Consider the following 24459-nt stretch of genomic DNA (forward strand, 5'->3'; position numbering starts at 1 on the left):
CAACAATTTTTAGACGCTCTCGGTCCCTTTTCGCGTGTATCCAAGGAATGAAATGACCCCAATTCGTGTGAAGCAATTTCTTCTCGTCACTACTACGCTATGCATACTGAGTATAGCCAGTGCCGCTTTAGCACAATATGTATGGCTAGATGAAAAAGGAAATAAGCAATATTCAGATATGCCGCCGCCAACGTCAGTCCCTGCCCAACGCATACTCAAGATGCCGGGTACATTTTCGATACCGCCTGCTGATACCAGTACAACGCTGGGCAATGCCGTAAACAATACGCCTACAACTCTTGCCGAACAAAACGCTGCGTTCAATAAACGCCAAATTGATCAGGCCGAAAAAGATAAAAAAGCGTCCGAGAGTGCTAAAGAAGCGGCTAGTAAAGCCAAGAACTGCGACATCGCCCGTGCCTATCAACGCACACTTGACTCCGGCATACGCATGGCGCAACTCGACAACAATGGGCAACGCGCGTTTCTGAACGACGGCCAACGTAAGCAAGCATCCCGCGATAACAAGCAAGTGTTGGATGACTGCAAATAAAACGGCTCCCTTTCTCGATCCAATAAAAAAACCCGCTGATCTGCTCAGCGGGTTTTTTTATCAGCGGCTAACTTGGCCTCTTCCTCAATCTTGTTCACCCGTTTTCGCCTTGAATCCTTGGGATCAGCAATTAATCCTCGATAAATTTCAATCCTATCCAAATCACGGGCAACGGTATCCAGTGTTTTCAGCTTACCGAATATACCAACACGGCACAGGCTCAGGTCAATTTCGTAATCCTCCAGCAAACCGCTGCGGGCAATAGCATCCTGCAGCGAAGACCCTTGGGAAACGGTCAGTGTGCGGATGGGTTGGCCAGTTGGCGTCGCATAACAAACCTGAATGCGGATCGAAGGAACGGCAGTCTCTTGACCTGTGGCATTAGTTTCTGGCGTTATCGTCATCACGGTAACTCAGGGGCATTTCCGTAGACAGTTTCAGCGCGCTTGCAAAACGAATCCACAAAACTGTTAGCGATCATGCTGAACACCGGCCCGATGAGTTTATCAAGAATTTTATTCGAAAATTCGTAGTGCAAATCGAATTCAATTTTGCACGCATCGGCGCGGAGAGGCTTGAATACCCACGTTCCGTCCAGATGTTTGAACGGCCCTTCCACTAACCGCATCTTCATAGCAACGGGCGCGGTGTTGATATTTTCGGTGGTAAATGACTGCTTGATCCCGTGATAGTGTATGTTGAGGGTCGCAATTAATTTGTCGTTATCGCGCTCGCGCACTTCAACGCCACCGCACCAAGGCAGGAACTGCGGGTAATCTTCAACCCGCTCGACTAACGCGAACATCTGTTGGGCGCTATATCCCAGCAATACCGTTTTATGTACAACTGCCATTAAATACCAACCATTTGATAGAATCACAACCTGAAATTTTAACCGACCTACGGCACTTTCTACTACATGAGTATTATTGACAACAAAAAAGCTTTTCACGATTACTTTATCGAAGAACGTTTTGAAGCCGGCATGGTTCTCCACGGCTGGGAAGTAAAGGCTATTCGCGCCGGGCGCGCTCAGCTAAAAGAAGCCTACGTGATCATCCGCGATGGTGAAATCTATCTGTTCGGCGCGCACATCAGCGCACTTCTGAGCGCCTCTACCCACGTTCACCCGGAAGCGGTACGTACGCGCAAATTGCTACTGCATGCCGAAGAAATCAAACGACTGATTATTAAAGTTGAGCGTTCAGGCTTTACAATGATCCCGCTCAATTTGCACTATAAAGGTGGCCGGGTTAAATGCGAAATCGGACTCGGTAAAGGTAAGAAGCAGCATGACAAGCGCGATACAGAAAGACAACGAGACGGTGAGCGGGAAGTTCAGTCGGCGATGAAGCAGCATCGACGTTAATCTTTGCATCATCAATATCGTTGCCCCAAAAAACAGCGCCAGCAAAATGTCTTTTGCTGGCGCTTTTTATTTACCGGTTGCCCGGGTCAAGGTTTCTTTGGAGTACCTTGGGATTTCACTACTTGCATCGCAGTAGCAATCAAGCCACTCATATCGCCCATATTTCCTGGAACGATGATGGAGTTATTCGTCTTCGCTAACTGGCTAAAAGCGGCGACATATTGCTCGGCCACCTTCAGATTTGCAGCATCCGTGCCACCCGGCTCTTGCAATGCGGCTGCCGTTTTACGGATAGCTTCTGCACTCGCTTGCGCAATCGAAAGAATCGCTGCCGCCTGACCTTCAGCACGATTGATAGAGGCTTGCTTTTCACCCTCTGACTTGGCGATTGATGCTTCACGCTCACCGGTGGCGATATTAATTTGCTCTTGCTTACGACCTTCGGAGGCGGCGATCAATGCGCGCTTTTCACGCTCTGCGGTGATTTGCGCCTGCATCGCGTGCAAAATTTCTTTTGGCGGAGTTAAATCTTTAATCTCGTAGCGCAACACCTTCACGCCCCAGTTCGCTGCCGACTCGTCAATGGCGTTGACGATTGTGGTATTGATATGATCGCGCTCTTCAAAGGTTTTATCCAGTTCCATTTTACCGATCACCGAGCGCAAAGTGGTTTGTGCCAATTGGGTAATCGCTGCGAGGTAATTTGATGAACCGTAGGATGCACGCATTGGGTCCGTGATTTGGAAGTACAAAACACCGTCTACTTGCAACTGAGTATTATCTTTAGTGATACATACTTGCGGGGGGACATCGAGGGGGATTTCTTTCAGAATATGTTTGTACGCAACGCGATCGATAAACGGCAACACGATACTGAGTCCCGGGCCTAAGGTTGCGTGATACTTACCCAATCGTTCAACGACCCAAGCGTGCTGCTGCGGTACGACTTTGACTGTTTTCATGACAAAAACAATGGCAATAAAAAATATAACTAAAGATACGCTTCCGAACATAGTGGATCCTTCTCTGTTGTTTATTGACTACTTATTTAAATGACTCGCCACAATTAAGCGACTGCCACGTATTTCGGCAATGATGAATTGACCTGCATGGGCGTTTTCTCCCGGAGCCAACTCAACATCCCACAACGCACCACGATACTTAACCCGCGCCGTATACAGTCCAGCCTTGTCAGCATCATCGCTAACGCTTTCAGCGTGCCAAAGATCGACATTAATTGTTTGCCCGATATCGAGATTGATATTACGGTCCCGTGCTGCATTGACCTTTCCGCGTTTACCGAATCGGCTGCGACGCACAACGACAGTACCGGCTACTGCGACGATGGCAGCGATCACGAATTGCCACTCCAGACTCACGCCCACCGACGCGGCAATCGCGCCTGCACCCATACCAACGGCGACCATCAGCAAATAGAAAGTTCCGGTAAATAGCTCCGCGAGCACTAAAACGCCGCCTAACAGCGCCCATCCTACCCAAGCAGTCATTTATTTCCCTTCTGCAATTGTTCGATTCGTTAGTCTAACGCACAAATAAAAATACGAGCATGTTAATGCTCGCATTTAAAGGCTACTCACTCAATAAAACAGAGGAAAATAGCAGATTATGACGTCAAGATAGCAACATTATTGCGCTGTAGCCAATTTTTTCCAGGTATCGATGACCGTATCCGGATTGAGTGAAATCGACTCAATCCCCTGCTTCATCAACCACTCAGCAAAGTCAGGATGATCGGATGGTCCCTGACCGCAAATACCAACGTATTTGCCTTTGGCCAGGCATGTCGCGATCACTTTACTTAACAATACTTTGATCGCCGGATCACGCTCATCAAAGTCAGCGGCCAATAATGCCATACCGGAATCGCGATCCAAACCTAACGTTAGCTGTGTTAAATCGTTTGAGCCGATTGAGAAACCATCAAAATGTTCAAGAAACTCTTCGGCCAAAATTGCGTTGGACGGTACTTCGCACATCATGATGACGCGCAAACCATTTTCGCCACGGACAAGACCGTTTTTACCAAGCAGGCCGATGACTTTTTGAGCTTGGCCGACCGTGCGTACAAACGGCACCATGATCTCGACATTGGTAAGGCCCATGTCTTCGCGCACACGTTTCATTGCCTGGCATTCCATTTCAAATGCTTCGGCAAAATCGCTGGACAAATAACGTGCAGCGCCACGGAAACCCAGCATCGGATTTTCTTCATCGGGCTCATAACGCGAACCACCGATGAGTTTTTTATACTCATTGGACTTGAAGTCGGACAAACGCACAATCACGGTTTTAGGCCAGAATGCGGCGGCAATAGTAGCAATCCCTTCAGCTAATTTATCGACATAAAAAGCTTTCGGCGACGCGTGTCCGCGTGCGACCGATTCAACAGCCTTCTTCAGATCAGCATCAATGTTTGGGTATTCCAGAATTGCCCGCGGGTGAACGCCAATATTGTTATTAATGATGAACTCAAGACGCGCCAGACCAACGCCACTGTTGGGAATCGACTGGAAGTCGAAAGCCAGTTGCGGATTGCCGACGTTCATCATGATTTTTAACGGCAGCTTTGGTAACTCGCCGCGTGCAACTTCAGTTACTTCGGTTTCTAACAAGCCGTCGTAGATTTTCCCTTCATCGCCTTCTGCACAGGAAACCGTTACGAACGTGCCATCTTTCAGGACATCGGTTGCGTCCCCACAACCAACAACCGCCGGGACGCCCAGTTCACGCGCAATAATTGCTGCATGGCAAGTACGACCGCCACGATTAGTGACGATCGCAGCGGCCCGCTTCATAACCGGTTCCCAATTTGGATCGGTCATGTCGGCGACCAACACATCACCTGGTTGTACGCGCTCCATGTCAGCGGCGTCATGAATCACGCGAACCGGACCGGCACCAATTTTTTGCCCGATGGCACGGCCAGTCGCCAGTACATTGCTGCTGCCTTTGAGTTTGAAACGCAGCTGCGCGTCAGTCGATTTCTCTTGTGACTTTACGGTTTCAGGACGCGCTTGCAATATATATAACTTACCGTCACGACCATCTTTACCCCATTCAATATCCATTGGGCGCTGATAGTGTTTCTCGATGATGGTGGCGTATTTGGCCAGTTCGACGATTTCAGCGTCGTTGAGCGAATAACGATTGCGCAACTCAATCGGTACATCGACGGTACGTACCGAACGGCCCGCTTTTGCTTCGCCAGTGAACTCCATCTTGATCAGTTTAGAGCCGATATTGCGACGAATAATCGGCAACTTGCCTAGTTCGAGCATGGGTTTATGGACGTAGAATTCATCAGGATTAACCGCGCCCTGGACCACGGTTTCACCTAAACCGTAGCTCGATGTAATAAATACAACATCCTTGAAGCCAGATTCGGTATCGAGCGTAAACATCACGCCAGCCGCACCGAGGTCCGAGCGCACCATGCGCTGCACACCCGCCGATAAGGCAACTTCAGCGTGCGTAAAGCCTTTATGGACCCGATACGAAATGGCACGGTCGTTGTATAACGAGGCAAATACGTGCTTCATTGCCTCTAGTATGTTTTCAATACCGACCACATTAAGAAAAGTCTCTTGCTGGCCTGCAAACGATGCATCCGGCAAGTCTTCGGCTGTGGCTGACGAACGCACAGCAAATGACATTTCGCTGGAAGAGTCTGCGACCAGGCGCTGATAAGACTCTTGAATTTCCTGCTCCAGACGTGGCTGGAACGGCGTAGCAACGATCCATTCACGAATTTCAGCACCGGCTTGCGCTAATGCACGCACGTCCTCAATATCCAATGTTGCAAGGCGATCAGCGATACGCTGGGCCAGCGATATGCCACCATTTGCGCTATAAGACAGAAAGTCACGGAAAGCCTGTGCTGTCGTAGCAAATCCGCCGGGAACCCGTACGCCAGCGGTAGCAAGCTGACTAATCATTTCACCCAATGACGCATTTTTGCCACCGACGGAATCCACATCCGTCATTCGCAGATTTTCAAAGGGAGCAACGTAAGCAGCTCCCTGAGTAGCATCCATCTGTATTGCATTAGACATAACAACCTCTAGTTTGATGATAAGAAATCTTCACAGTGCATCGCGCGACCTTTAGCTTTTTGTTATTCTTCGTCAGGACAGGCTTTATTTTCCATTGGGCGCCATTTTATGCCAATTCGCATAACAAGTGAGAACAAGACGCGTAACAGCATGTTCTGATTTGGAGCGATTTTTGACACTTTTCTAGCTGAGTGGTTGACAGCTATGAGGGTTGTCGTGATGTGGTCTGCAAATTATCTTTTAACCGTTTTTATTTCTTCTTAATTTTCTATACACATCATGTCAGAAGCCCCTACGCTCCCACTACCGGCCGCGAATCGCACTGTTTTTTTTGTCTCCGACGGCACCGGCATCACTGCCGAAACATTCGGCCACTCGGTACTGACACAGTTTGAACTACGCTTTAAACAAGTGCGCCTGCCATTTATCGACACGCTCGACAAGGCATATGACGCCACACGCAGGGTCAACGAAGCATTCATAGCCGATGGGAAATTACCGATTGTTTTTTCAACACTCGTTAAAACTGATTTATCGAAAGTGATTCAGCAGGCTAAAGCCATGCATATGGATTTGATCCAGACGTTTGTTGAACCGTTAGAAAAAGAGTTGGGTATTAAATCGTCCCACACCATCGGACGCAGTCACAACACGGCAAATTCGGAGGAATACAAAAACCGGATCGAAGCAATTAATTTTTCGCTGGCCCATGATGACGGTCAATCAAATAAGAATCTGGCAGATGCAAACGTTATTTTAGTGGGGGTGTCGCGCTCAGGCAAAACGCCGACGAGTTTATATCTGGCGATGCAATACGGGATTAAGGCGGCAAACTATCCGCTTATCCCAGAGGATTTTGAACGCGAAAAACTGCCGAGCGGCCTCATACCATTCAAGCAGAAGATTTTCGGCCTGACTATCTTGCCGGAGCGGCTGTCCGAAATTCGCAACGAACGCCTACCCGGCAGCAAATATGCCGCGCTAGCGAATTGCCGTTATGAAATTAACGAAGCTGAGGCAATGATGCGGCGGGAGGGCATCCGTTGGATGTCATCGACCACCAAATCGATTGAAGAGATTGCGGCGACGATTTTGCAGGAAATCAAAACGGAAGCATAGATATTGTTCAGGACTGTGTTTGCCGGACTTGTTCAAAAAAACAAATAGCGGCAGCCGCAGCGACGTTGAGGGACTCCATCTGGCCCAAATGCGGAATCACCACTTGCAGACTAGCCTGAGCTAATAAATCTTCAGCTACGCCCTGCCCTTCATGGCCGAACAACCACGCCACAGGCGCTTTCAAATCAGCTTGAAAGATACTTTTTTGCGCATAAGAACTGGTCGCCAGAACTGGTATCTGCGCGTTGGCCACAAGCGCTGAAAGATCCACATTTTCAAAAATTTCTAATAAGAAATGTGCACCCATGCCTGCGCGCAACACTTTCGGCGACCAGGAATAGACCGTTCCTGATGAGCAATAAATTTGTTTGATGCCAGCGGCGGCTGCACTACGCAGAATTGAGCCGAGATTACCCGGGTCTTGCAAGTTATCAAGTAAAACTGCCGATTGCGTCATCGCTGCCGGCATTGGAAATTGCGGCGTATCAATAACAAGTAAAAGACCAATTCCATTTTCAACCTGACTAAAAGCATTGAACAATGCATCGGGAAAGACCACGCACTCAACTTGACCTGCATCACATCTTGCCATCAACGCCCTGGCTTCGGGATTCTGTAGGGCGCTCTCGCTTGCAATACACTGCGTAGGAAAACCGCCATGCTGCAAATAAGACTCAGCTAAATGAATGCCATCGAGCAGCGACTTCACCATCTTTCTTCGCGTTTGTGAGCGAGTGGCGAGTAATTTCAATTCTTTGTACAAGGAATTGGATGAGGAGGTAATTAATTTCATATTTGCGAAATGATAGAAAGGATTTAAGTAAGGCCGTATAATTATTTAGACTAGACACCCCCGACGCAGATACTACGGCTGTACGACAAGGGGGGGGTAACGACGTATAAACGATTATGCGGTCTTACTTACTGCACCAATGTGATATTCAAGCTCAGTAATGCGCGTACCGGCGCATAAGATTTCCGATGCACTGGCGATACGCCATGAAGGCGCAAGCGCTCCATATGGAGTACGGTTGGATATCCCTTGTGTTGATCGAAGGCATACATCGGATACTGCGCATGCAAAACCAGCAAGGCATTATCCCGTGCAGTTTTAGCGAGTATTGATGCTGCCGAAATTGCCTGCACCTTATCGTCCCCTTTAACAATTGCCTCAGCGCGCACAGCCATCACCGGGCAACGGTTACCATCAATTAGGGCCAGCGTCGGCAACAACGATAAACCTTCGACTGCCCGCCGCATCGCCAACATGCTGGCTTGTAAAATATTCATCGTATCGATTTCCTTCTCGGAGCATTCGGCAATGGACCAAGCTAACGCGCACTCTTTGATTTGCACAGCCAATAGCTCACGTCGTTCAGCGGTCAACTTTTTTGAGTCGCGCAAGCCCACAATGGGGCGCGCTGGATCGAGTATTACCGCAGCTGCAAAGACCGGTCCGGCTAGTGGCCCGCGCCCGGCCTCATCGACTCCGCAAACAATTTCATCTGGGTAATCGTAATCAAATAACGGTAGTTTATTTACAGGAGGTTTAGAGGATTTCAAGGAAGGGTCCGTACAGGTGACTATTAAAAATATTGAAATCCATCAGAAGCGCCAGGCAAACAAAATTAAAAATCACGTACGTCGTTGCTCTATGATTTTTAATATTACTTGTGCGCTCTCATTGGCTGTGTCGCGCAACAGGGCATGATGCATCTCGGCAAAGCGCTCACGTAGCTTCACTTGATGCGGTACGTCTTGTAATTGCGCCCATAAAGCATCGGCTAGTGCTTGAGGCGTCGCAGCGTTTTGGAGGAGCTCTGGCACAAGGAACTCACGGGCCAGAATATTTGGCAGTCCGATCCACGGCTGGTAGCTCATATGGCGCAAGATTTCCCATGTGGCACGCATCATCTTGTAGGCAATCACCATCGGCTTTTTGAATAGCGCGACTTCTAATGAGGCAGTGCCGGAGGCGACCAATACGATATTCGCAGCCGCCATTGCAGTATGTGATTGACCATCAAGCAATTGGATCTGAACGTCTTGCAAGCCAGCATCTTTAACTAACTCAGCAAACAAATGACGTTGTTTGTCACCAGCCATCGGGGCGATAAACCGTATATTCGGGTCCCGTAACGTCAGCAATTTAGCGGCAGCGACAAAACTCACCGCGTTGTATTTTAACTCTGACATCCGGCTACCGGGCATGATCGCCACCACGGTTGCGGTGGCTGGCAAGCCGAGCGCCGCGCGCGCCGCGGCAACATCAGGCACCATCGGAATGACTTGCGCCAGCGGATGACCGACGTAAGTTGCAGGTATCCCCGCCTTGCGATAAATGTCTTCTTCGAATGGAAATACCACCAGCATATGCGAGCCGGAACGCGCAATTTTCTTGATACGACCACCGCGCCAGGCCCAAATCGATGGCCCTATAAAATGGGCGGTGGGAATACCAGCATGATTGAGTTGCGTTTCGAGACCAAAATTAAAATCTGGGGCATCGACGCCAATAAAAATATCCGGTTTTTCAATTAGCAGGCGATCACGCAAAGCGATCTGGATACCTTTGAGCTCGCGATAATGCGCAAGCACTTCAAATAAACCATTCACGGACAGTTTATCCATCGCCCATTGGCTAACGAATCCATATTCAGCCATCTTCGGGCCGCCGATACCGTACATCGATGCCTCCGGCAGATGCGGCCGCAGTCCAGATAACATACGGCTCGCCAGCAGATCACCGGAGGCTTCCCCTGCAACCATTGCAATTGAGATGGGAGATGTGATTGGCACGTTAGCGAATAATGCCGCGGCTCGATGAGGCGATAAATTCGCGCAGCATGTAGAGATATTGTGCAGAATCGGTTGACTTGGCTTCTTCTGTCGCGAGCGCGACTTTGGCGTCTTCCAAAGAAAGACCTGAGCGGTAAATCAATTTATAAGCACGCTTGATGCTCAAAATTTGTGCATCAGTAAAACCTCGTCGCCGTAGACCTTCACTATTAATCCCCGCAGGGACAGCCCGATTACCGGCGGCAGTCACAAACGGTGGAATATCCTGGCTTACAGCCGCTGTGAAGGCGGTCATTGCATGAGGGCCGATGCGACAAAATTGATGTATGGTCGTAAAACCACCGAGCAACACCCAATCGCCTATATGGACATGTCCGGCCAACGTAGCATTATTGGCAATAATTGTGTGACTACCGATCTGACAGTCATGCGCCACATGGACGTAAGCCATCATCCAATTGTCATTGCCAAGCCGTGTAACACCACCATCTTGGGTCGTCCCACGATTAAGGGTCACAAACTCACGGATTGTATTGCCGTCACCAATTTCCAGGCGCGTTGGTTCACCAGCGTATTTTTTGTCCTGAGGGGCTGCACCGATCGAACCAAATTGAAAAAAATGATTGTCGCGACCAATGCTGGTATGGCCTTCAATCACGATATGCGGACCAATTTTGGTACCGGAACCGATAGTAACGTTGGGGCCAATAATCGAATAAGCGCCAACTTCAACAGTACTATCAAGCATCGCATTCGGATCAACAACGGCAGTAGGATGGATTCGGTTCATCGGCGATCACGCAGAAGGATAGTTCACAGTGGCTACCGCTGACGAATGATCCGGCGTTACTGCATGGCGCATGGTGCACATAAATTCTGCTTCAACGGCCAATTCGCCATCAACACTGGCGACTGCTTTGTACTTCCAGATACCACGAACAACACGCAGAATTTCAACTTCCAGCCTAATTTGATCACCCGGTTCGATAGGACGACGAAAACGCGCTTTATCAATACCAAGGAAATACACAACGGTATTTTCATCAGGCTTGCGCCCCTCCGTCAAAAATGACAGTAGCGCGGCAGTTTGTGCCAGCGCCTCAATCGTCAAAACGCCCGGCATGACTGGCTTGTTCGGAAAGTGTCCATTGAAGAACTCTTCATTGATCGTCACGTTTTTGATCGCAGTAATTGTTTTACCGCTTTCCCAATTCAACACACGATCCACCAACAAGAGCGGATAGCGATGTGGCAAGTATTCCTTGATTTGGCTGATATTGAGACCGTTATTAAGACTGTTCATTGGATTTTTCTGTAAGCTGATTAATGAGTTTTTCCATAGCCCGGATTTTTTCGCGCATGGTGCTCAAATTACGCACCAACGCGGCCGACTTTTCCCAGGCACCATGTTTTGCAATTGGATAAAAACCTGTGTATTGGCCTGGCTCAAGAATGGAACGCAGAGCCAGCGTACCAGCCGATACATGCACATGATCGACAATGGTGATGTGACCATGGATCATCGCAGCACCACCAATAGAGCAATATTTTCCAATTTTTGCGCTACCCGCGATTCCCGCACATGCTGCAATTGCCGTGTGTGCACCGATATGACAGTTGTGAGCAATCTGTATCTGATTATCTAACTTCACCCCATCTTCGATCACGGTATCGGCTAAAGCCCCACGGTCAATCGTCGTATTCGCACCGACTTCAACATCATCACCGATTAGGACACGACCGCTTTGAGGGATTTTCACCCAAGCGCCACCATCGTTGGCGAAACCAAAACCGTCAGCACCAATCACTGCACCGGAATGAATCACACCACGCTGGCCAATTTCACAGCCAGCATAAATCGTGACATGCGCGTGCAAGCAGGTCATTTCCCCTATCTTTACAGCGCGACCAATCACGCATCCTGCAGCGATGTGTACATCGTCGCCTATCACAGCCTCAGCATCGATCACGACGTTTGGGCCAATAAAAGCTGTTGCGGCAACCCGCGCGGATGGATCAATTACTGCAGACAAATGAATACCGGAAGCCACCGATGGTGCGTTCAACGCCGCAAAAAATTGCGCAGTACGCGCAAAATAAGCGTACGGATTAGAGGTCACGATCCGTGCACCCTTATAGAGAGGGCTCACGATGACATCATCAGCAGCAGACAAAATCATTGCTGCTGCCTGACTTTCAGTAGCTTGGGATCGAAACTTGGGGTTGGAGAGAAAAGTAATTTGTGTCGCCGTTGCATCGTTCAACGGTGCGATGCCGGATATCTGAACATCCGCATCGCCAATTAACTGCCCGCCCAAGCTTTCGACCAGTTGTTTCAGCCGAGTGCTCATTGTGGCCCTGTATGATTATTTGTTGAGTGCTTTCAGCACTTTATCGGTGATATCGATACGCTTGTTAGCATAAACTGCATCTTGAAAAACGATATCGTATTTTTCTTCATCAGCAATTTGCTTGATAACCTTGTTGGTGCGCTCCAGCACAACTGCCAACTCCTCGTTGCGGCGTTGATTCAAGTCCTCTCGGAACTCGCGTTGCTTACGCTGAAAATCTTTATCCAGATCTGCCAACTCTCGTTGACGTTTGAGTCGCTCGGACTCTGCAATTGTGGCTGAATCCTTATCCAATTTATCAGCCATGCCTTTAAGACGGGCCGCCAAATCCTGTAGGTCTTTATCGCGTTTGGAAAATTCCGCCTGGATTTTTGCATCGGCAGCCTTCGCAGGAGCTGCCTCACGGAAAATGCGCTCGTTACTGACAAAGGCGATTTTAGAACTTTCCTGCGCATGAACAGGTGCCACTGAGGTTAAGCAAAGCGCCAGAATAGCAACCGGCTTGAGCGAAGCGAATAATTTTGTAAGGGACTTCAAAGCTGTTCTCCGCTATTCAAATTAAGCATTATGGCATTTATGTACAATTGTGCTCCCTAAGAGTTTGTCGGCCTCAGGAAATCAAAGCAAGAATAGGCTAATTGAAGACTGATTTTCCCAGTTTCTTGACTGATAGCCAATGTCAGTCAAGAAACTTGTGAAATACATACCATTCAAATCATTTTATAGCCGATTTTCCTAAGACCGACAGGATCCTAGAATCCAGTACCTAACTGGAATTGAAAATGTTGCACTTTATCTGCGACCGAAGTTCCATTTATAATTTCTGTTTTGGCATTCAAAGGCATACCCCAACTTAACTTCAATGGTCCAATTGGAGACACCCAGCTCAAGCCAAAACCTGTCGAGTAACGCAAATCCTTGAAAGCCATCGGGGTCTTGTCAGCAAATACCTGACCACCATCAAGAAAAGTGAACCAGCGCAATGTACGATCATTACCTGAACCCGGGAATGGAAATTGGAGCTCAAGATTACCAAACACACGCTTTGCGCCACCTAAAGAATCGCCATATTGGTCGACCTTAGAGCCTAGTGTTGAACCCTCAAAACCACGTACAGTGCCAATACCCCCAGCATAATAATTTTTAAATACTGGATATGCCGCACCACCAAGTCCAGCACCGTAATCAACTTCACCATTCATCGCTAACGTTACAGCATTACCAAACAAAGGCTGAAAATACTGATGCTGATAACTTGCGCGGTAGTAACGTAAGCTACCTACAGCAGAAACTTCAAGATTGGCACGTTGATAACGGCCCTTAGTCGGAACAAGTGCACTATCGCGACTATCACGCTGCCAGGCAGCCGTCAGTGGGAAACTCGTTGTCCCTGCTGAACTTGGATTTGTAAGAAAACCCGTTGTAGGATCAATCTTGCCATTACCAAAGTCTGCAACATATTGCTGATAAAGGCTTGGACTGAGACCATCTGCATACACTTTGGTATTTTCAACACCTATGCCAAAGAAAATGGTATCAAGTTCTGAAAATGGCACACCAAATTTGATATCACTACCGATAGTACGTACCTTATAACTACCTTGTGTGTACACAGAAGGGCTCACGGTACGCAGATACAGATTATAGGTCCGACTAATACCATCGTCCGTGAAATATGGATTAGTCTGCGATAAAGCGATGGTCCGATTAGTCTTGCTGGTATTAACGTCGAGACCAATTGTGTTGCCACTACCAAATGCATTTTGTTGTTGAATCGAACCAGTCAGACTGACTTTGTCCGTTTGCGAGAAGCCAGCACCGACCATAATATTACCCGTCGGTTTTTCAGTCACAGCCATCGTTATATCAACCTGATCGGTAGTTCCTGGAACTTCCGGCGTTTCAATACTGACATCCTTAAAATAACCTAGTCTATCAACGCGGTCACGTGACAGCTTAATATTTGACCCGTCATACCAAGAGTCTTCAAATTGCCGAAACTCACGTCGCACTACTTCATCACGTGTCTTGGTATTGCCGACAACATTAATATGCCTAACGTAGACGCGCTTACCCGGATCCACCAAAATCGTGAACGCCACTTCTTTTTTATCGCGATTGAGTGTGGGATTGGCGTTAACATTGGCAAAGGCATAGCCGAAGTTACCTAAACGCTCAGAAATTTTCTTGGTGGTGTCCGTCAACTTCTGACCGGAGAAGACTTCACCCTTTTTCAGTTGCACCAGAGATTTGAGCTCTTCCTCGCGTCCAAACATCTCACCTTCGAGCTTGATGTCTGAAACTGTAAACTTTTCACCTTCATTAATATTTAATGTGACGTAAATATCTTTTTTGTCTGGTGTAATCGATACTTGACTAGACTCAATTTGCATTTCGATATAACCACGATTCAAATAATATGAACGTAAAGTCTCGATATCGCCAGCCAACTTTTCTTTGGAATATTGATCCGCTTTGGTGTACCAAGTAAACCATCCAGGTGAGCGTAAATTGAGTTGTTCACGCAATTGTTTGTCTGAAAAAACCTTGTTACCCACAAAATTAATTTGCTTGATGCGAGATACATCACCTTCATCAACTGCAAAATTAATATTGACGCGATTCCGCTCTACAGGGGTTACTGTCGTAGTGACTTTCATGCCATATAAGCCGCGCGACAAATATTGGCGTTTTAGCTCCTGCTCGGCACGATCCACCAAAGCTTTATCGTAAATGCGGGATTCACCCACGCCGATTTCTTTCAATGCTTTAGTTAGTTGGTCTTTATCAAATTCTTTGGTCCCAGAAAACGCAACCCCAGCGATTGCCGGCCGCTCCTCGACCATGACTACTAAAACATTACCATCCGACTCGACACGTACGTCCTTAAAAAAACCGGTAGCGTAGAGTGCCTTGATGGAGGAAATTGCCTTTTCATCATCAAATGTTTCACCGACTTTTACCGGCAAATAATTGAAAACGGTACCCGCTTCGGTCCGTTGAATGCCTTCAATCCGAATGTCTTTGATGACAAAAGGCTGCACTGCCATTGCTTGTCCTGAGCAAAAGGCGAAAGCTGCGACAGCGATCAAACGAAGGGGAAGAATCGACAAAGGGAAATGCTGGGAATGTAATTTCATTAGCGATCGTTTGTTATCAATGTCCTTGTCGACTACGATTGTCGTACAAGTGGAAAAACCATGGGTGAATTTTGCCATCAAAAATCAACAGCAAAGTACAACACTAAAATATAAGCCTGACGATGTCATTAAACATAGCAACTACCATCAACGTCAATAAAATACCGATTCCTGCACGCTGAGCAATCTCCGCAAATCGTTCTGGAACGGGACGTCCGGTCAAAACTTCCACCGAATAATACAGCAAAAGACCGCCATCTAAAACTGGGATAGGGAGCAAATTCATCACACCTAAACTGATGCTGATAAATGCAATAAAACTAAGATAACTAATTGCCCCAACACGCGCAGTCTGACCTGCATAGTCGGCAATAGTAATTGGGCCAGTAATGTTTTTCCAGGAGACCTGCCCAACCAACATCTTTCCGATCATTTTCAGCGTCAAAACACTGCTATCCCAGGTTTTTTTCACACCTTTGGCGAGTGCAACCAAAGGTGGACTACTCGCAACGATCATTTCTGGCGCCAGAGGTACTTCAACCTTAATAAGTCCAAATGCTTCACCGTTGGTATCCTGCCGCTCTGGCGTAACATCTAAAAGGAATGTCTGTCCATTCCGCACGCCAGCGATATGTAGCTTTTGGCCTGGTGAGGCCCTTACTTTTTCAACCAGCGCCAAACCATCGTTGACAACGAGTCCATTAATACTAGTAATTAAATCGCCGTCTTGTAAACCAGCCTTCATCGCAGGACCATCCGCGATTACCTTACCTAAAACCGCTTTTGGTCTTGCTAGTGAAATACCTAATTTACCTAAAAAATCGCCCTCCAAATCCTTGGCATCAATACTATCCATCGGTAAATTTACCGTATCCAACAGGTAACCATCAGACGGGCCAGGATTTGGCTGCTGAACATTCAGCGCTACATTTCCCTTCTCCAAAGCAGCTTGCATCAACTTCCAGCGCAAGTCCGACCAAATTTGGATAGGCTCACCATTGACCGCGGTAATGAGTTCACCACCACGCAGACCCGCTTGATAGGCGGCAGATTGTTCAGGGACAGCGCGTAGTTTCGGAGTTGGCTCTGGTATTCCATGCACATACAAACCGGCGAATAACAAAATGGCGAGGATAAAATTTGCCAATGGACCTGCAGCAACGATTGCCATACGACGCCATACAGATTGGCGAGTAAATTCACGCTTTAGATCGGCTGGAGACAGGTTGCCAATGTCTTGCTCACGCGCATCCAGCATTTTTACATAGCCGCCTAATGGCAAAATGGAAATTACCCACTCAGTCTGGTCTGGCCCGAAACGCCGTGAAAAAATAATTTTTCCCATACCGACGGAAAAACGCAAGACTTTGACGCCGCACAGGCGCGCAACGGAGTAGTGACCTAGTTCGTGAATGATGACAAGCGATCCCAGTGCAACCACAAAAGCTAATACTGTTTGTATAAAAATCATCAGCAGACTATCCAGCGATAAGTGAGCGAACTGTCCGACGAGCAAGTTGGTCCTGCTCAAGCAGTGATTGGATGTCGGACACGGGACACAACGGCAACTGATCCATGGTACGAGCGATTAATTGATCAATCATGCGAAATCCAATTTTTTCATCTAGAAATGCTTCCACAGCAACTTCATTCGCTGCATTCAATAGCGTCGCCGCAGATCCACCAGCCAACAATGCATCATATGCAAGTTTTAAGCAGGGAAAACGATCCAGATCCGGTTTGGCAAACTGCAATTGACCGATAACAGTCAGGTCTAGCGGAGATACACCAGATGCTATCCGCTCAGGGTAAGCCAACGCAGACGCAATTGGTGTACGCATATCAGGATTACCAAGCTGGGCCAAGACAGATCCATCTACGTAAGACACCATTGAATGAATCACACTTTGAGGATGAATCACCACTTCAATTTGGCTTGCTGGCGCACCAAATAACCAATGCGCCTCGATAACTTCCAGTCCTTTATTCATCATCGTCGCAGAATCAACTGAAATTTTGCGGCCCATTACCCAATTAGGGTGGGCAACAGCCTCAGCTGGAGTGACTGATTCCAGCGTGCTGACTTCTCGATGCAAAAATGGACCACCGGACGCCGTCAATAAAATTTTAGCGATGCCTACGGAAGCCGGATCGCGCTGATACGCATGTGGCAAGCACTGAAAAATAGCATTATGTTCACTATCAATTGGCAATAGCGTAGCGCCACTATTACGCACAGCATCAATGAACAATTGACCAGACATGACGAGCGCTTCTTTATTCGCCAAAAGGATCTTTTTGCCTGCATGCGCCGCCGCTAACGATGGAGCCAGTCCCGCCGCACCGACAATTGCAGCCATAACGGTATCGCAACTGGTATTACTAGCTACATCGCATAGAGCATGCTCACCATACACAACCTGAGTTTTCAAGCCTTTTTCTAGCAACAGCTGCGACAATAATTTTGCAGAGTCGGCACAACCCACTACTGCAACTTGCGGCTTAAATTGCTCGCATTGCGCAGCCAGTTGATGAACTCGGCTGTGCGCGGTCAATGCATATACTGAATAGCGCTCTGGATGGCGCGCAAGCACATCTAGTGTGGACACACCGATTGAACCAGTTGAGCCAAGAATTGTAATATTCTGCATGCTTAACCTTAAAACCAGTAGCCAAGCAACGCCACCAGCGGTAGTACAGGAATGAGCGCATCAATTCGATCTAGTACACCGCCATGCCCTGGCAATAAATGACTACTATCTTTGATACCCGCTCGACGCTTGAGTAATGACTCAAATAAATCGCCGATGACACTTGCCACGACCAAGACTGTCATAACACCCAACAGACCAGCCCAGCCCCAAACTGCAAAAAGCTGCACCGGGAAGGTATCTGCCAACGGTATCGCAGCAGGGCTTATGCAGATGCCACCCGCGACTGCCAATACAAGCAACCAACCTCCGATAGCACCTTCCCACGATTTACCCGGGGAAATCGACTGCGCCAATTTATGTGATCCAAAAGCTTTACCACAAAAATAAGCGCCAATATCTGCAGTCCAGACAATAACCATTACTGATAATAAATAAAGCGGTGAATGTAGGAATAATCCGAGAATAGCAAGAAAACAACCAAAAATTGATATACCGTAAGTAAACCCAACGATGCGATTGCCAATACTGTTGAGCGGCGGCAAACCGAGGGCTAACGAGGGAGTAAACCGTAAACACCAAATCGCTACGCAAAGTGTAAACAGCAGACCAAGGTTTGCACCGCCACCTCTGACTAATACTAAAATCAACAGTGCTACTGCAGCAAGCGCACAAGCCAAAGCACGATTCCCAACGGCACCAAAAATACGAGCGCACTCCCAAATAGCAGCGCCAAAGAAAAGCACTGAAACAACAGCAAATGCGGGGAAATGATTAAAGTAAAGAATAGGAAGCAGCACTATTAACAATAATAACGCTGTGATGACACGCGTTTTTAACATCAGGACGCCTTATTTTTATTTACCAATTGTTCACTAGTACGTCCAAAACGACGTTCACGTTGCCGGTAGGAAGCGATCGCTTTATCCAGTTCAGCAGCGTCGAAATCAGGCCAATAAGTATCGGTGAAATAGAGCTCACTGTAAGCGAGTTGCCATAGTAAAAAATTAGAAATTCTCTGCTCGCCACCGGTCCGAATAAATAAATCAGGCTCTGGTGCATAGGCCATCGCGAGGTGCTGTGCCAGTTGATCCTCGGTAAAAGATGGGCCATTGCCTGAACCGTCCACACCTTCATTCAACATTTTTTGAATCGCCTGCATAACATCCCAACGACCGCCATAATTGGCACAAATCGTTACGGTTAAATTCGTATTATTCGCAGTTTTACGCTCTGCATTAGCGATCATTTCTTGTAACTTAGTATCAAAACGACTGAGGTCGCCGACGACCTTAAGACGAATGCCGTTGTTATGCATTTTTCCGACTTCACGTTCAAGCGCCTTCACAAAAAGACGCATCAACAACGACACCTCCTCTTCTGGACGACGCCAGTTTTCAGAGCTGAAAGCGAATAAAGTGACGTATTCAACTCCGCGCTCGACGCAAGCCTCAACGATGTTACGCACCGCCTCAACGCCTTTTCCGTGACCCGCAAAACGCGGGAGAAATCGGCGCGTTGCCCAGCGACCATTACCATCCATAATGATCGCAATGTGTCGAGGAACTGCCGTATTTGTCGGCACCGATAGGGTCGAGCTTGAATGTTTCATGAAGATTGAGATAAGAATGATTGTTTAGAACCTGACACATGTAGTTAAATACATACATCAGGCTTTCAGACGGTACTGAAGGCGTTATACCGTCAAAATCTCTTTTTCTTTATCCACAACCTGCTTGTCAATATCTGACACTGCTTTATCAGTCAATTTCTGAATATCATCTTGCGCACGGCGCTCATCATCATCAGAACATTCTTTATCCTTGACGAGTTTTTTCAGACCTTCGTTGGCATCGCGGCGAATATTCCGAATGGCAATTTTTGCATCTTCGGCTTCACTTTTTACCAGCTTGACCATTTCTTTGCGGCGCTCTTCCGTCAACGGCGGTGTTGGCACGCGTATGATTTCACCTTGCGTTGATGGATTCAGACCAAGATCGGCCTCACGAATAGCTTTTTCAACCGCGGCGATCATTTTCTTATCGAATGGCTGAACACCGATAGTACGCGCATCAATCAAAGTCACGTTCGCTACCTGACTTAATGCTGCTGGGCTACCGTAATATTCGACCTGCACATGATCCAGAATGCCTGTATGCGCACGACCAGTACGCACTTTGGCAAGATCTGCACGCAAAGTCTCAAGCGACTTCTGCATTCTCAGATCAGTATTTTTTTTAACGTCAGCAATGCTCATGCTGCACTCCTATTCTTAAGCTTAATTTTTAACAATCAACCCTACAGCGACTATCATCACACTTCGAGTCATCTATATTTAATACTAAGAGTATCTCTTAGCTAACTTAAACGTGCACCAGCGTTCCCTCATCTTCACCCATAATCACGCGCAATAATGCACCAGGTTTATTAATGGAAAATACTTTAATTGGCAATTTTTGATCACGGCACAAGGCGAATGCCGTAGCATCCATTACTTGCAGATGCTTGGTAATAGCCTCATCAAATGTAATGGTTGTGTAACGTGTCGCTGTTGGGTCTTTCTGTGGGTCAGCGCTGTAGACGCCATCAACTTTAGTCGCTTTAAGCACAATTTGTGCCCCAATTTCAGAACCACGCAGTGCTGCGGCGGTGTCCGTAGTGAAAAATGGATTACCTGTACCGGCTGCAAAAATCACGACTTTTTCTTCTTCCAGGTATTGCAATGCCTTAGGTCGCACATATGGCTCAACAACCTGCTCGATACTGATGGCCGACATGACCCGTGCAGTGAGCCCTGCTTGACGCATGGCATCAGCTAAAGCAAGCGCGTTCATTACTGTGGCCAACATTCCCATGTAATCAGCAGTCGCCCGATCCATTCCTTGCGCACCAGGTGCCACGCCCCGGAAAATATTACCACCGCCAATCACTATCGCAAGTTCCACGCCTAGCGCGGTAATTTCGGCAACATCCGCCACCATCCTGTCGATAGTTACGCGATTAATACCATAGGCATCATCGCCCATCAGCGCTTCACCGGAGAGTTTAAGGAGAACACGCTTATATGCTGGTTTGGTCATGATCTGAGTCCTTCGTTCTATTCCGATTAACAATTAATCATTACGTATTTTTATTATCCTGCTCACCAGACAATGATGCCACTTTTGAGAAAGATAGCATCACACGGTAGTGACCACCACGGACTACAAACTTTGAGGGTTTATCAGCGTACAACCAAGGAGTACGGATAACCAAAAAAACGGGCCTTACGGCCCGCTCTTTCTTTTCATTTAAGCTTGTTTAGCAGCAGCAACGGTTGCTGCAACCTCCGCTGCAAAATCGTCCACTTTCTTCTCAATGCCTTCACCAACCACAAACATAGCGAATGACTTGACGCTAGCGTTTGCTTGTTTGAGCATTTGCTCAACGGTTTGCTTATCGTTTTTGACGAAAGATTGATTTAACAACGAAACTTCTTTCAAGAACTTCTGCACCGATCCTTCGATCATTTTCGCGGCAATATCAGCAGGCTTGCCGGATTCGGCAGCCTTTAAAGTGGCTACCGAGCGCTCTTTTTCGATCAACTCTGCAGGCACTTCATCCGAAGACAACGATACAGGCTTCATGGCAGCAATATGCATCGCAACATCTTTACCAACTTGCTCGTCGGCACCATCATACTCAACCATCACACCGATACTTGTACCGTGCAGGTAAGAAGCCAGCTTAACGCTAGTTTCAAAACGCTTAAAACGACGAATCGACATGTTTTCACCGATACGGCCGATCAATTCGGCGCGCTTTGATTCGACAGTACCACCATCCAATGGCAGTGCAGACAACGCAGCAACATCCACCGGATTGTTTTCTGCCACCAACTTGGCGCATGCATTTACCAATGCGATGAATTCGTCATTTTTGGTCACGAAGTCAGTTTCGCAGTTAACTTCGACCAAAGCGCCAACGCCACCTGCTACGAAGGAAGCGACAACACCTTCGGCAGTAACACGTGAAGCTGCCTTGGAAGCCTTACTACCTAATTTAACGCGCAAAATTTCTTCAGCTCTGACCAAATCGCCATCGGCTTCCGTCAGCGCTTTTTTGCACTCCATCATAGGTGCATCAGTTTTTGCGCGTAATTCACCCACCATTGCTGCAGTAATTACTGCCATTTCATTCTCCTAGAGGTATCGGTGCAGACTTGCCGCGTTCGTCATCAGTCTTTTAAGAATGCAACGCGCTATCGCTAGCAATCATCCACACCATCAACAATCAAAATTATTCAGTTATACAAAAAAAGGGGCCATCTCTGCCCCCTTTTAATGTTGAAACATATTACTTCGGGCGCAAGCTATGCGCCTGATTTGTATTAGTTATTAGCAACTTCAACGAAGTCATCACCAGCTGCATTCTTGATCGACTCAACAACGTCGTTGACGGCGTTAGCACGACCTTCAAGAATTGCATCAGCAACGCCGCGTGCATACAAAGCAATCGCTTTGGACGAATCGTCGTTACCAGGAATAACGTAAGTGATACCTATCGGAGAATGGTTTGTATCAACCACGCCGATAACTGGAATACCCAGTTTTGCCGCTTCAGTGATCGCACCTTTATGGTAGCCAACATCGATAACAAAGATTGCGTCAGGAATGCCGCCCATATCCTTGATACCACCGATAGCTTTTTGCAGCTTGATCATTTCGCGTTGAAACATCAAACCTTCTTTTTTGCTCAAGTTTTCGAAGGAACCGTCAGCGATCGACACTTCCATTTCTTTCAAACGCTTGATCGAAGTCTTGATGGTTTTGAAGTTAGTTAGCATACCGCCCAACCAACGTTGATCAACGAACGGCGAACCAGAGCGCGCTGCTTCAGCGGCAATGATTTCACGTGCTTGACGCTTAGTACCAACAAACAGGATGTTGCCGCGATTGGAAGCCAATTGACGAACATGCTTCATCGCCTCTTGGTACATGCCAAGGGTTTTTTCCAGGTTGATAATATGAATTTTATTACGATGACCGAAGATGTACGGAGCCATCTTTGGGTTCCAAAAACGCGTTTGGTGACCAAAATGGACGCCAGCTTCCAGCATTTCAAGCATTGTTACAGACATAATTTTCTCCAGGGTTGGGTCTGGAATCTGCTCAGTCACCAGACTTGCGTTACAAGAAGGGCACCCTTTTCGAGCAGATTCGCGATTTAAAACAATGAGTTACTATAAAAACCGTATTTCTTAATTAACTATCAAACTACAACTTCGCATGAATACCAATTCAGGCTAGGCCAAGATTCTACCCTAAAACAAGAGCATCCTTCAAGCTGCATTACAGCGAATGTCCGCTAGCTCGTCTATAATTCGTCAATATTACTTAGACTCGCCGCAGAATCTCGATCTGGGTTGCTTTATTCCCACCTCACATTTCTGCAAACTCTATCTCGCTATTCACTACCCGATTACTTACCTATGTCCTCTATTTCCATAAAAACAGCTGAAGATATCGCTGGCATGCGCATTGCTGGCAAACTTGCCTCGGAAGTACTCGATTTCATTACGCCCTACGTCAAAGTCGGCGTCACCACTGGCGAGCTGGATCGCCTTTGTCACGAATACATGACGAATGTACAAGATACGATTCCTGCACCGTTAAACTATTGCCCTCCCGGCTACACCCCCTACCCCAAAGCTACTTGTACTTCAGTTAATGATGTCATCTGTCACGGCATCCCCGGCGATAAAGTATTAAAAAATGGTGATGTCGTCAACCTTGACATCACCGTTATCAAAAATGGTTACCACGGCGATACCAGTCGTATGTTTTATGCTGGCGAGCCATCCATCATGGCGAAACGGCTTGGCGATATCACCTTTGAATGTATGTGGCTAGGCATTGCCAAGATCAAGCCGGGCGCACACTTGGGCGATATCGGCTACGTGATTCAACAACATGCAGAAAAAGCTGGCTATAGCGTCGTTCGCGAATTTTGCGGTCACGGCATCGGCAAAGTATTTCACGAAGAGCCGCAAGTCCTCCATTATGGTCGTCCCGGCACACTAGAGAAGTTAGAAGCAGGCATGATCTTTACCGTCGAACCGATGATCAATGCCGGTCGTCGCGATATTCGCGAGATGGGTGATGGCTGGACCATTCGTACCAAAGACCGTAGCCTGTCTGCACAGTGGGAACACACTGTATTGGTCACTGACACCGGTTACGAAATCCTGACCACATCGAAAGGCGCGCCTCCACCGCCAGCCTTTATTACTCCAGCCATGGCTGCTTAACTCTTTGCAACGTACTGAAGAAAAGGCGACTTAAAAGCGCCTTTTCCTTTTTTGAATTATATTTTTTGCAATCTATTTGTAATCTGCGTAATACTTCCGGCAATTGCCCCCTCCC

Annotated in this window: 25 protein-coding genes; 4 read left to right on the forward strand and 21 right to left on the reverse strand. The window is 47.5% G+C overall.

Annotated elements, in window-relative coordinates:
* The first annotated feature begins 52 nt into the window (after positions 1-52).
* A complete protein-coding gene (locus ACVBEF_RS00440; RefSeq protein WP_447121969.1) occupies positions 53-553 on the forward strand; it encodes a DUF4124 domain-containing protein in 501 nt (166 codons plus the stop codon).
* Positions 554-597: 44 nt separating this feature from the next.
* Here the strand turns inward: ACVBEF_RS00440 and ACVBEF_RS00445 are convergent, their stop codons facing one another.
* A complete protein-coding gene (locus ACVBEF_RS00445) occupies positions 598-957 on the reverse strand; it encodes an RnfH family protein (protein ID WP_447121970.1) in 360 nt (119 codons plus the stop codon).
* A complete protein-coding gene (locus tag ACVBEF_RS00450; RefSeq protein WP_447121971.1) occupies positions 957-1406 on the reverse strand; it encodes a type II toxin-antitoxin system RatA family toxin in 450 nt (149 codons plus the stop codon). Before ACVBEF_RS00450 ends, ACVBEF_RS00445 begins: the two co-directional genes overlap by 1 nt.
* Before the next feature lie 66 nt (positions 1407-1472).
* Here ACVBEF_RS00450 and smpB point away from each other — a divergent pair, with 66 nt between their 5' ends.
* Positions 1473-1922, forward strand: a complete 450-nt coding sequence (gene smpB / locus ACVBEF_RS00455) for an SsrA-binding protein SmpB (protein ID WP_447121972.1) — start codon at positions 1473-1475, stop codon at positions 1920-1922.
* A gap of 86 nt (positions 1923-2008) precedes the next feature.
* Here the strand turns inward: smpB and ACVBEF_RS00460 are convergent, their stop codons facing one another.
* The 3 genes from ACVBEF_RS00460 to ppsA all read right to left on the reverse strand — a co-directional run bounded on the left by ACVBEF_RS00460 (position 2009) and on the right by ppsA (position 5926).
* Positions 2009-2935: an SPFH domain-containing protein gene (locus ACVBEF_RS00460; protein ID WP_447121973.1), complete on the reverse strand. Its 927-nt coding sequence runs from the start codon at positions 2933-2935 to the stop codon at positions 2009-2011.
* A 27-nt stretch (positions 2936-2962) separates the two neighbouring features.
* Positions 2963-3430, reverse strand: coding sequence for an NfeD family protein (locus ACVBEF_RS00465; protein WP_447121974.1), 468 nt, complete (start codon positions 3428-3430; stop codon positions 2963-2965).
* Between the two features lie 138 nt (positions 3431-3568).
* A complete protein-coding gene (gene ppsA, locus ACVBEF_RS00470) occupies positions 3569-5926 on the reverse strand; it encodes a phosphoenolpyruvate synthase (RefSeq protein ID WP_447122088.1) in 2358 nt (785 codons plus the stop codon).
* 348 nt (positions 5927-6274) lie between these two features.
* Between ppsA and ppsR the strand changes: the two genes are divergently transcribed.
* Positions 6275-7114 (forward strand): posphoenolpyruvate synthetase regulatory kinase/phosphorylase PpsR, encoded by an 840-nt coding sequence (ppsR, locus tag ACVBEF_RS00475; RefSeq protein ID WP_447121975.1) that lies wholly within the window; start codon positions 6275-6277, stop codon positions 7112-7114.
* 7 nt (positions 7115-7121) lie between these two features.
* On the opposite strand, the gene ACVBEF_RS00480 is transcribed toward ppsR, so the two are convergent.
* The 16 genes from ACVBEF_RS00480 to rpsB form a co-directional block, all read right to left on the reverse strand.
* Positions 7122-7907 carry a TrmH family RNA methyltransferase gene (locus ACVBEF_RS00480; RefSeq protein WP_447121976.1) on the reverse strand — a complete coding sequence of 262 codons (786 nt, stop codon included), beginning with the start codon at positions 7905-7907 and terminating at the stop codon, positions 7122-7124.
* A 128-nt stretch (positions 7908-8035) separates the two neighbouring features.
* Positions 8036-8677 carry a ribonuclease HII gene (gene rnhB / locus ACVBEF_RS00485; RefSeq protein ID WP_447121977.1) on the reverse strand — a complete coding sequence of 214 codons (642 nt, stop codon included), beginning with the start codon at positions 8675-8677 and terminating at the stop codon, positions 8036-8038.
* A gap of 72 nt (positions 8678-8749) precedes the next feature.
* Positions 8750-9895: a lipid-A-disaccharide synthase gene (lpxB, locus tag ACVBEF_RS00490; protein WP_447122089.1), complete on the reverse strand. Its 1146-nt coding sequence runs from the start codon at positions 9893-9895 to the stop codon at positions 8750-8752.
* A gap of 19 nt (positions 9896-9914) precedes the next feature.
* Positions 9915-10703 carry an acyl-ACP--UDP-N-acetylglucosamine O-acyltransferase gene (lpxA, locus tag ACVBEF_RS00495; RefSeq protein ID WP_447121978.1) on the reverse strand — a complete coding sequence of 263 codons (789 nt, stop codon included), beginning with the start codon at positions 10701-10703 and terminating at the stop codon, positions 9915-9917.
* Positions 10704-10709: 6 nt separating this feature from the next.
* Positions 10710-11216: a 3-hydroxyacyl-ACP dehydratase FabZ gene (gene fabZ, locus ACVBEF_RS00500; RefSeq protein WP_447121979.1), complete on the reverse strand. Its 507-nt coding sequence runs from the start codon at positions 11214-11216 to the stop codon at positions 10710-10712.
* Complete coding sequence (gene lpxD / locus ACVBEF_RS00505; RefSeq protein ID WP_447121980.1) at positions 11203-12264, reverse strand: UDP-3-O-(3-hydroxymyristoyl)glucosamine N-acyltransferase; 1062 nt, start codon at positions 12262-12264, stop codon at positions 11203-11205. The genes fabZ and lpxD overlap by 14 nt, the downstream gene beginning before the upstream one ends.
* Before the next feature lie 15 nt (positions 12265-12279).
* Positions 12280-12801, reverse strand: coding sequence for an OmpH family outer membrane protein (locus ACVBEF_RS00510; protein WP_447121981.1), 522 nt, complete (start codon positions 12799-12801; stop codon positions 12280-12282).
* A gap of 215 nt (positions 12802-13016) precedes the next feature.
* Entirely contained in the window at positions 13017-15404 is a 2388-nt protein-coding gene (bamA, locus tag ACVBEF_RS00515; RefSeq protein WP_447122090.1) for an outer membrane protein assembly factor BamA, read from the reverse strand.
* Between the two features lie 103 nt (positions 15405-15507).
* Positions 15508-16875, reverse strand: coding sequence for an RIP metalloprotease RseP (gene rseP, locus ACVBEF_RS00520; protein WP_447121982.1), 1368 nt, complete (start codon positions 16873-16875; stop codon positions 15508-15510).
* A 7-nt stretch (positions 16876-16882) separates the two neighbouring features.
* Complete coding sequence (gene ispC / locus ACVBEF_RS00525; RefSeq protein WP_447121983.1) at positions 16883-18055, reverse strand: 1-deoxy-D-xylulose-5-phosphate reductoisomerase; 1173 nt, start codon at positions 18053-18055, stop codon at positions 16883-16885.
* A gap of 8 nt (positions 18056-18063) precedes the next feature.
* Positions 18064-18897, reverse strand: coding sequence for a phosphatidate cytidylyltransferase (locus tag ACVBEF_RS00530; RefSeq protein ID WP_447121984.1), 834 nt, complete (start codon positions 18895-18897; stop codon positions 18064-18066).
* The gene (locus ACVBEF_RS00535; RefSeq protein WP_447121985.1) at positions 18897-19667 is read right to left on the reverse strand and encodes an isoprenyl transferase; all 771 of its coding nucleotides are present in this window, start codon (positions 19665-19667) and stop codon (positions 18897-18899) included. The genes ACVBEF_RS00530 and ACVBEF_RS00535 overlap by 1 nt, the downstream gene beginning before the upstream one ends.
* Before the next feature lie 84 nt (positions 19668-19751).
* Positions 19752-20312, reverse strand: coding sequence for a ribosome recycling factor (frr, locus tag ACVBEF_RS00540; RefSeq protein WP_447121986.1), 561 nt, complete (start codon positions 20310-20312; stop codon positions 19752-19754).
* 106 nt (positions 20313-20418) lie between these two features.
* Positions 20419-21135, reverse strand: a complete 717-nt coding sequence (pyrH, locus tag ACVBEF_RS00545) for a UMP kinase (protein WP_447121987.1) — start codon at positions 21133-21135, stop codon at positions 20419-20421.
* Positions 21136-21345: 210 nt separating this feature from the next.
* Entirely contained in the window at positions 21346-22227 is an 882-nt protein-coding gene (tsf, locus tag ACVBEF_RS00550; protein ID WP_447121988.1) for a translation elongation factor Ts, read from the reverse strand.
* Positions 22228-22424: 197 nt separating this feature from the next.
* Complete coding sequence (gene rpsB / locus ACVBEF_RS00555; protein ID WP_447121989.1) at positions 22425-23174, reverse strand: 30S ribosomal protein S2; 750 nt, start codon at positions 23172-23174, stop codon at positions 22425-22427.
* Between the two features lie 351 nt (positions 23175-23525).
* Here rpsB and map point away from each other — a divergent pair, with 351 nt between their 5' ends.
* Positions 23526-24344: a type I methionyl aminopeptidase gene (gene map, locus ACVBEF_RS00560; RefSeq protein WP_447121990.1), complete on the forward strand. Its 819-nt coding sequence runs from the start codon at positions 23526-23528 to the stop codon at positions 24342-24344.
* Positions 24345-24459: the final 115 nt, after the last annotated feature.

This window comes from Glaciimonas sp. GG7 (assembly GCF_052976905.1).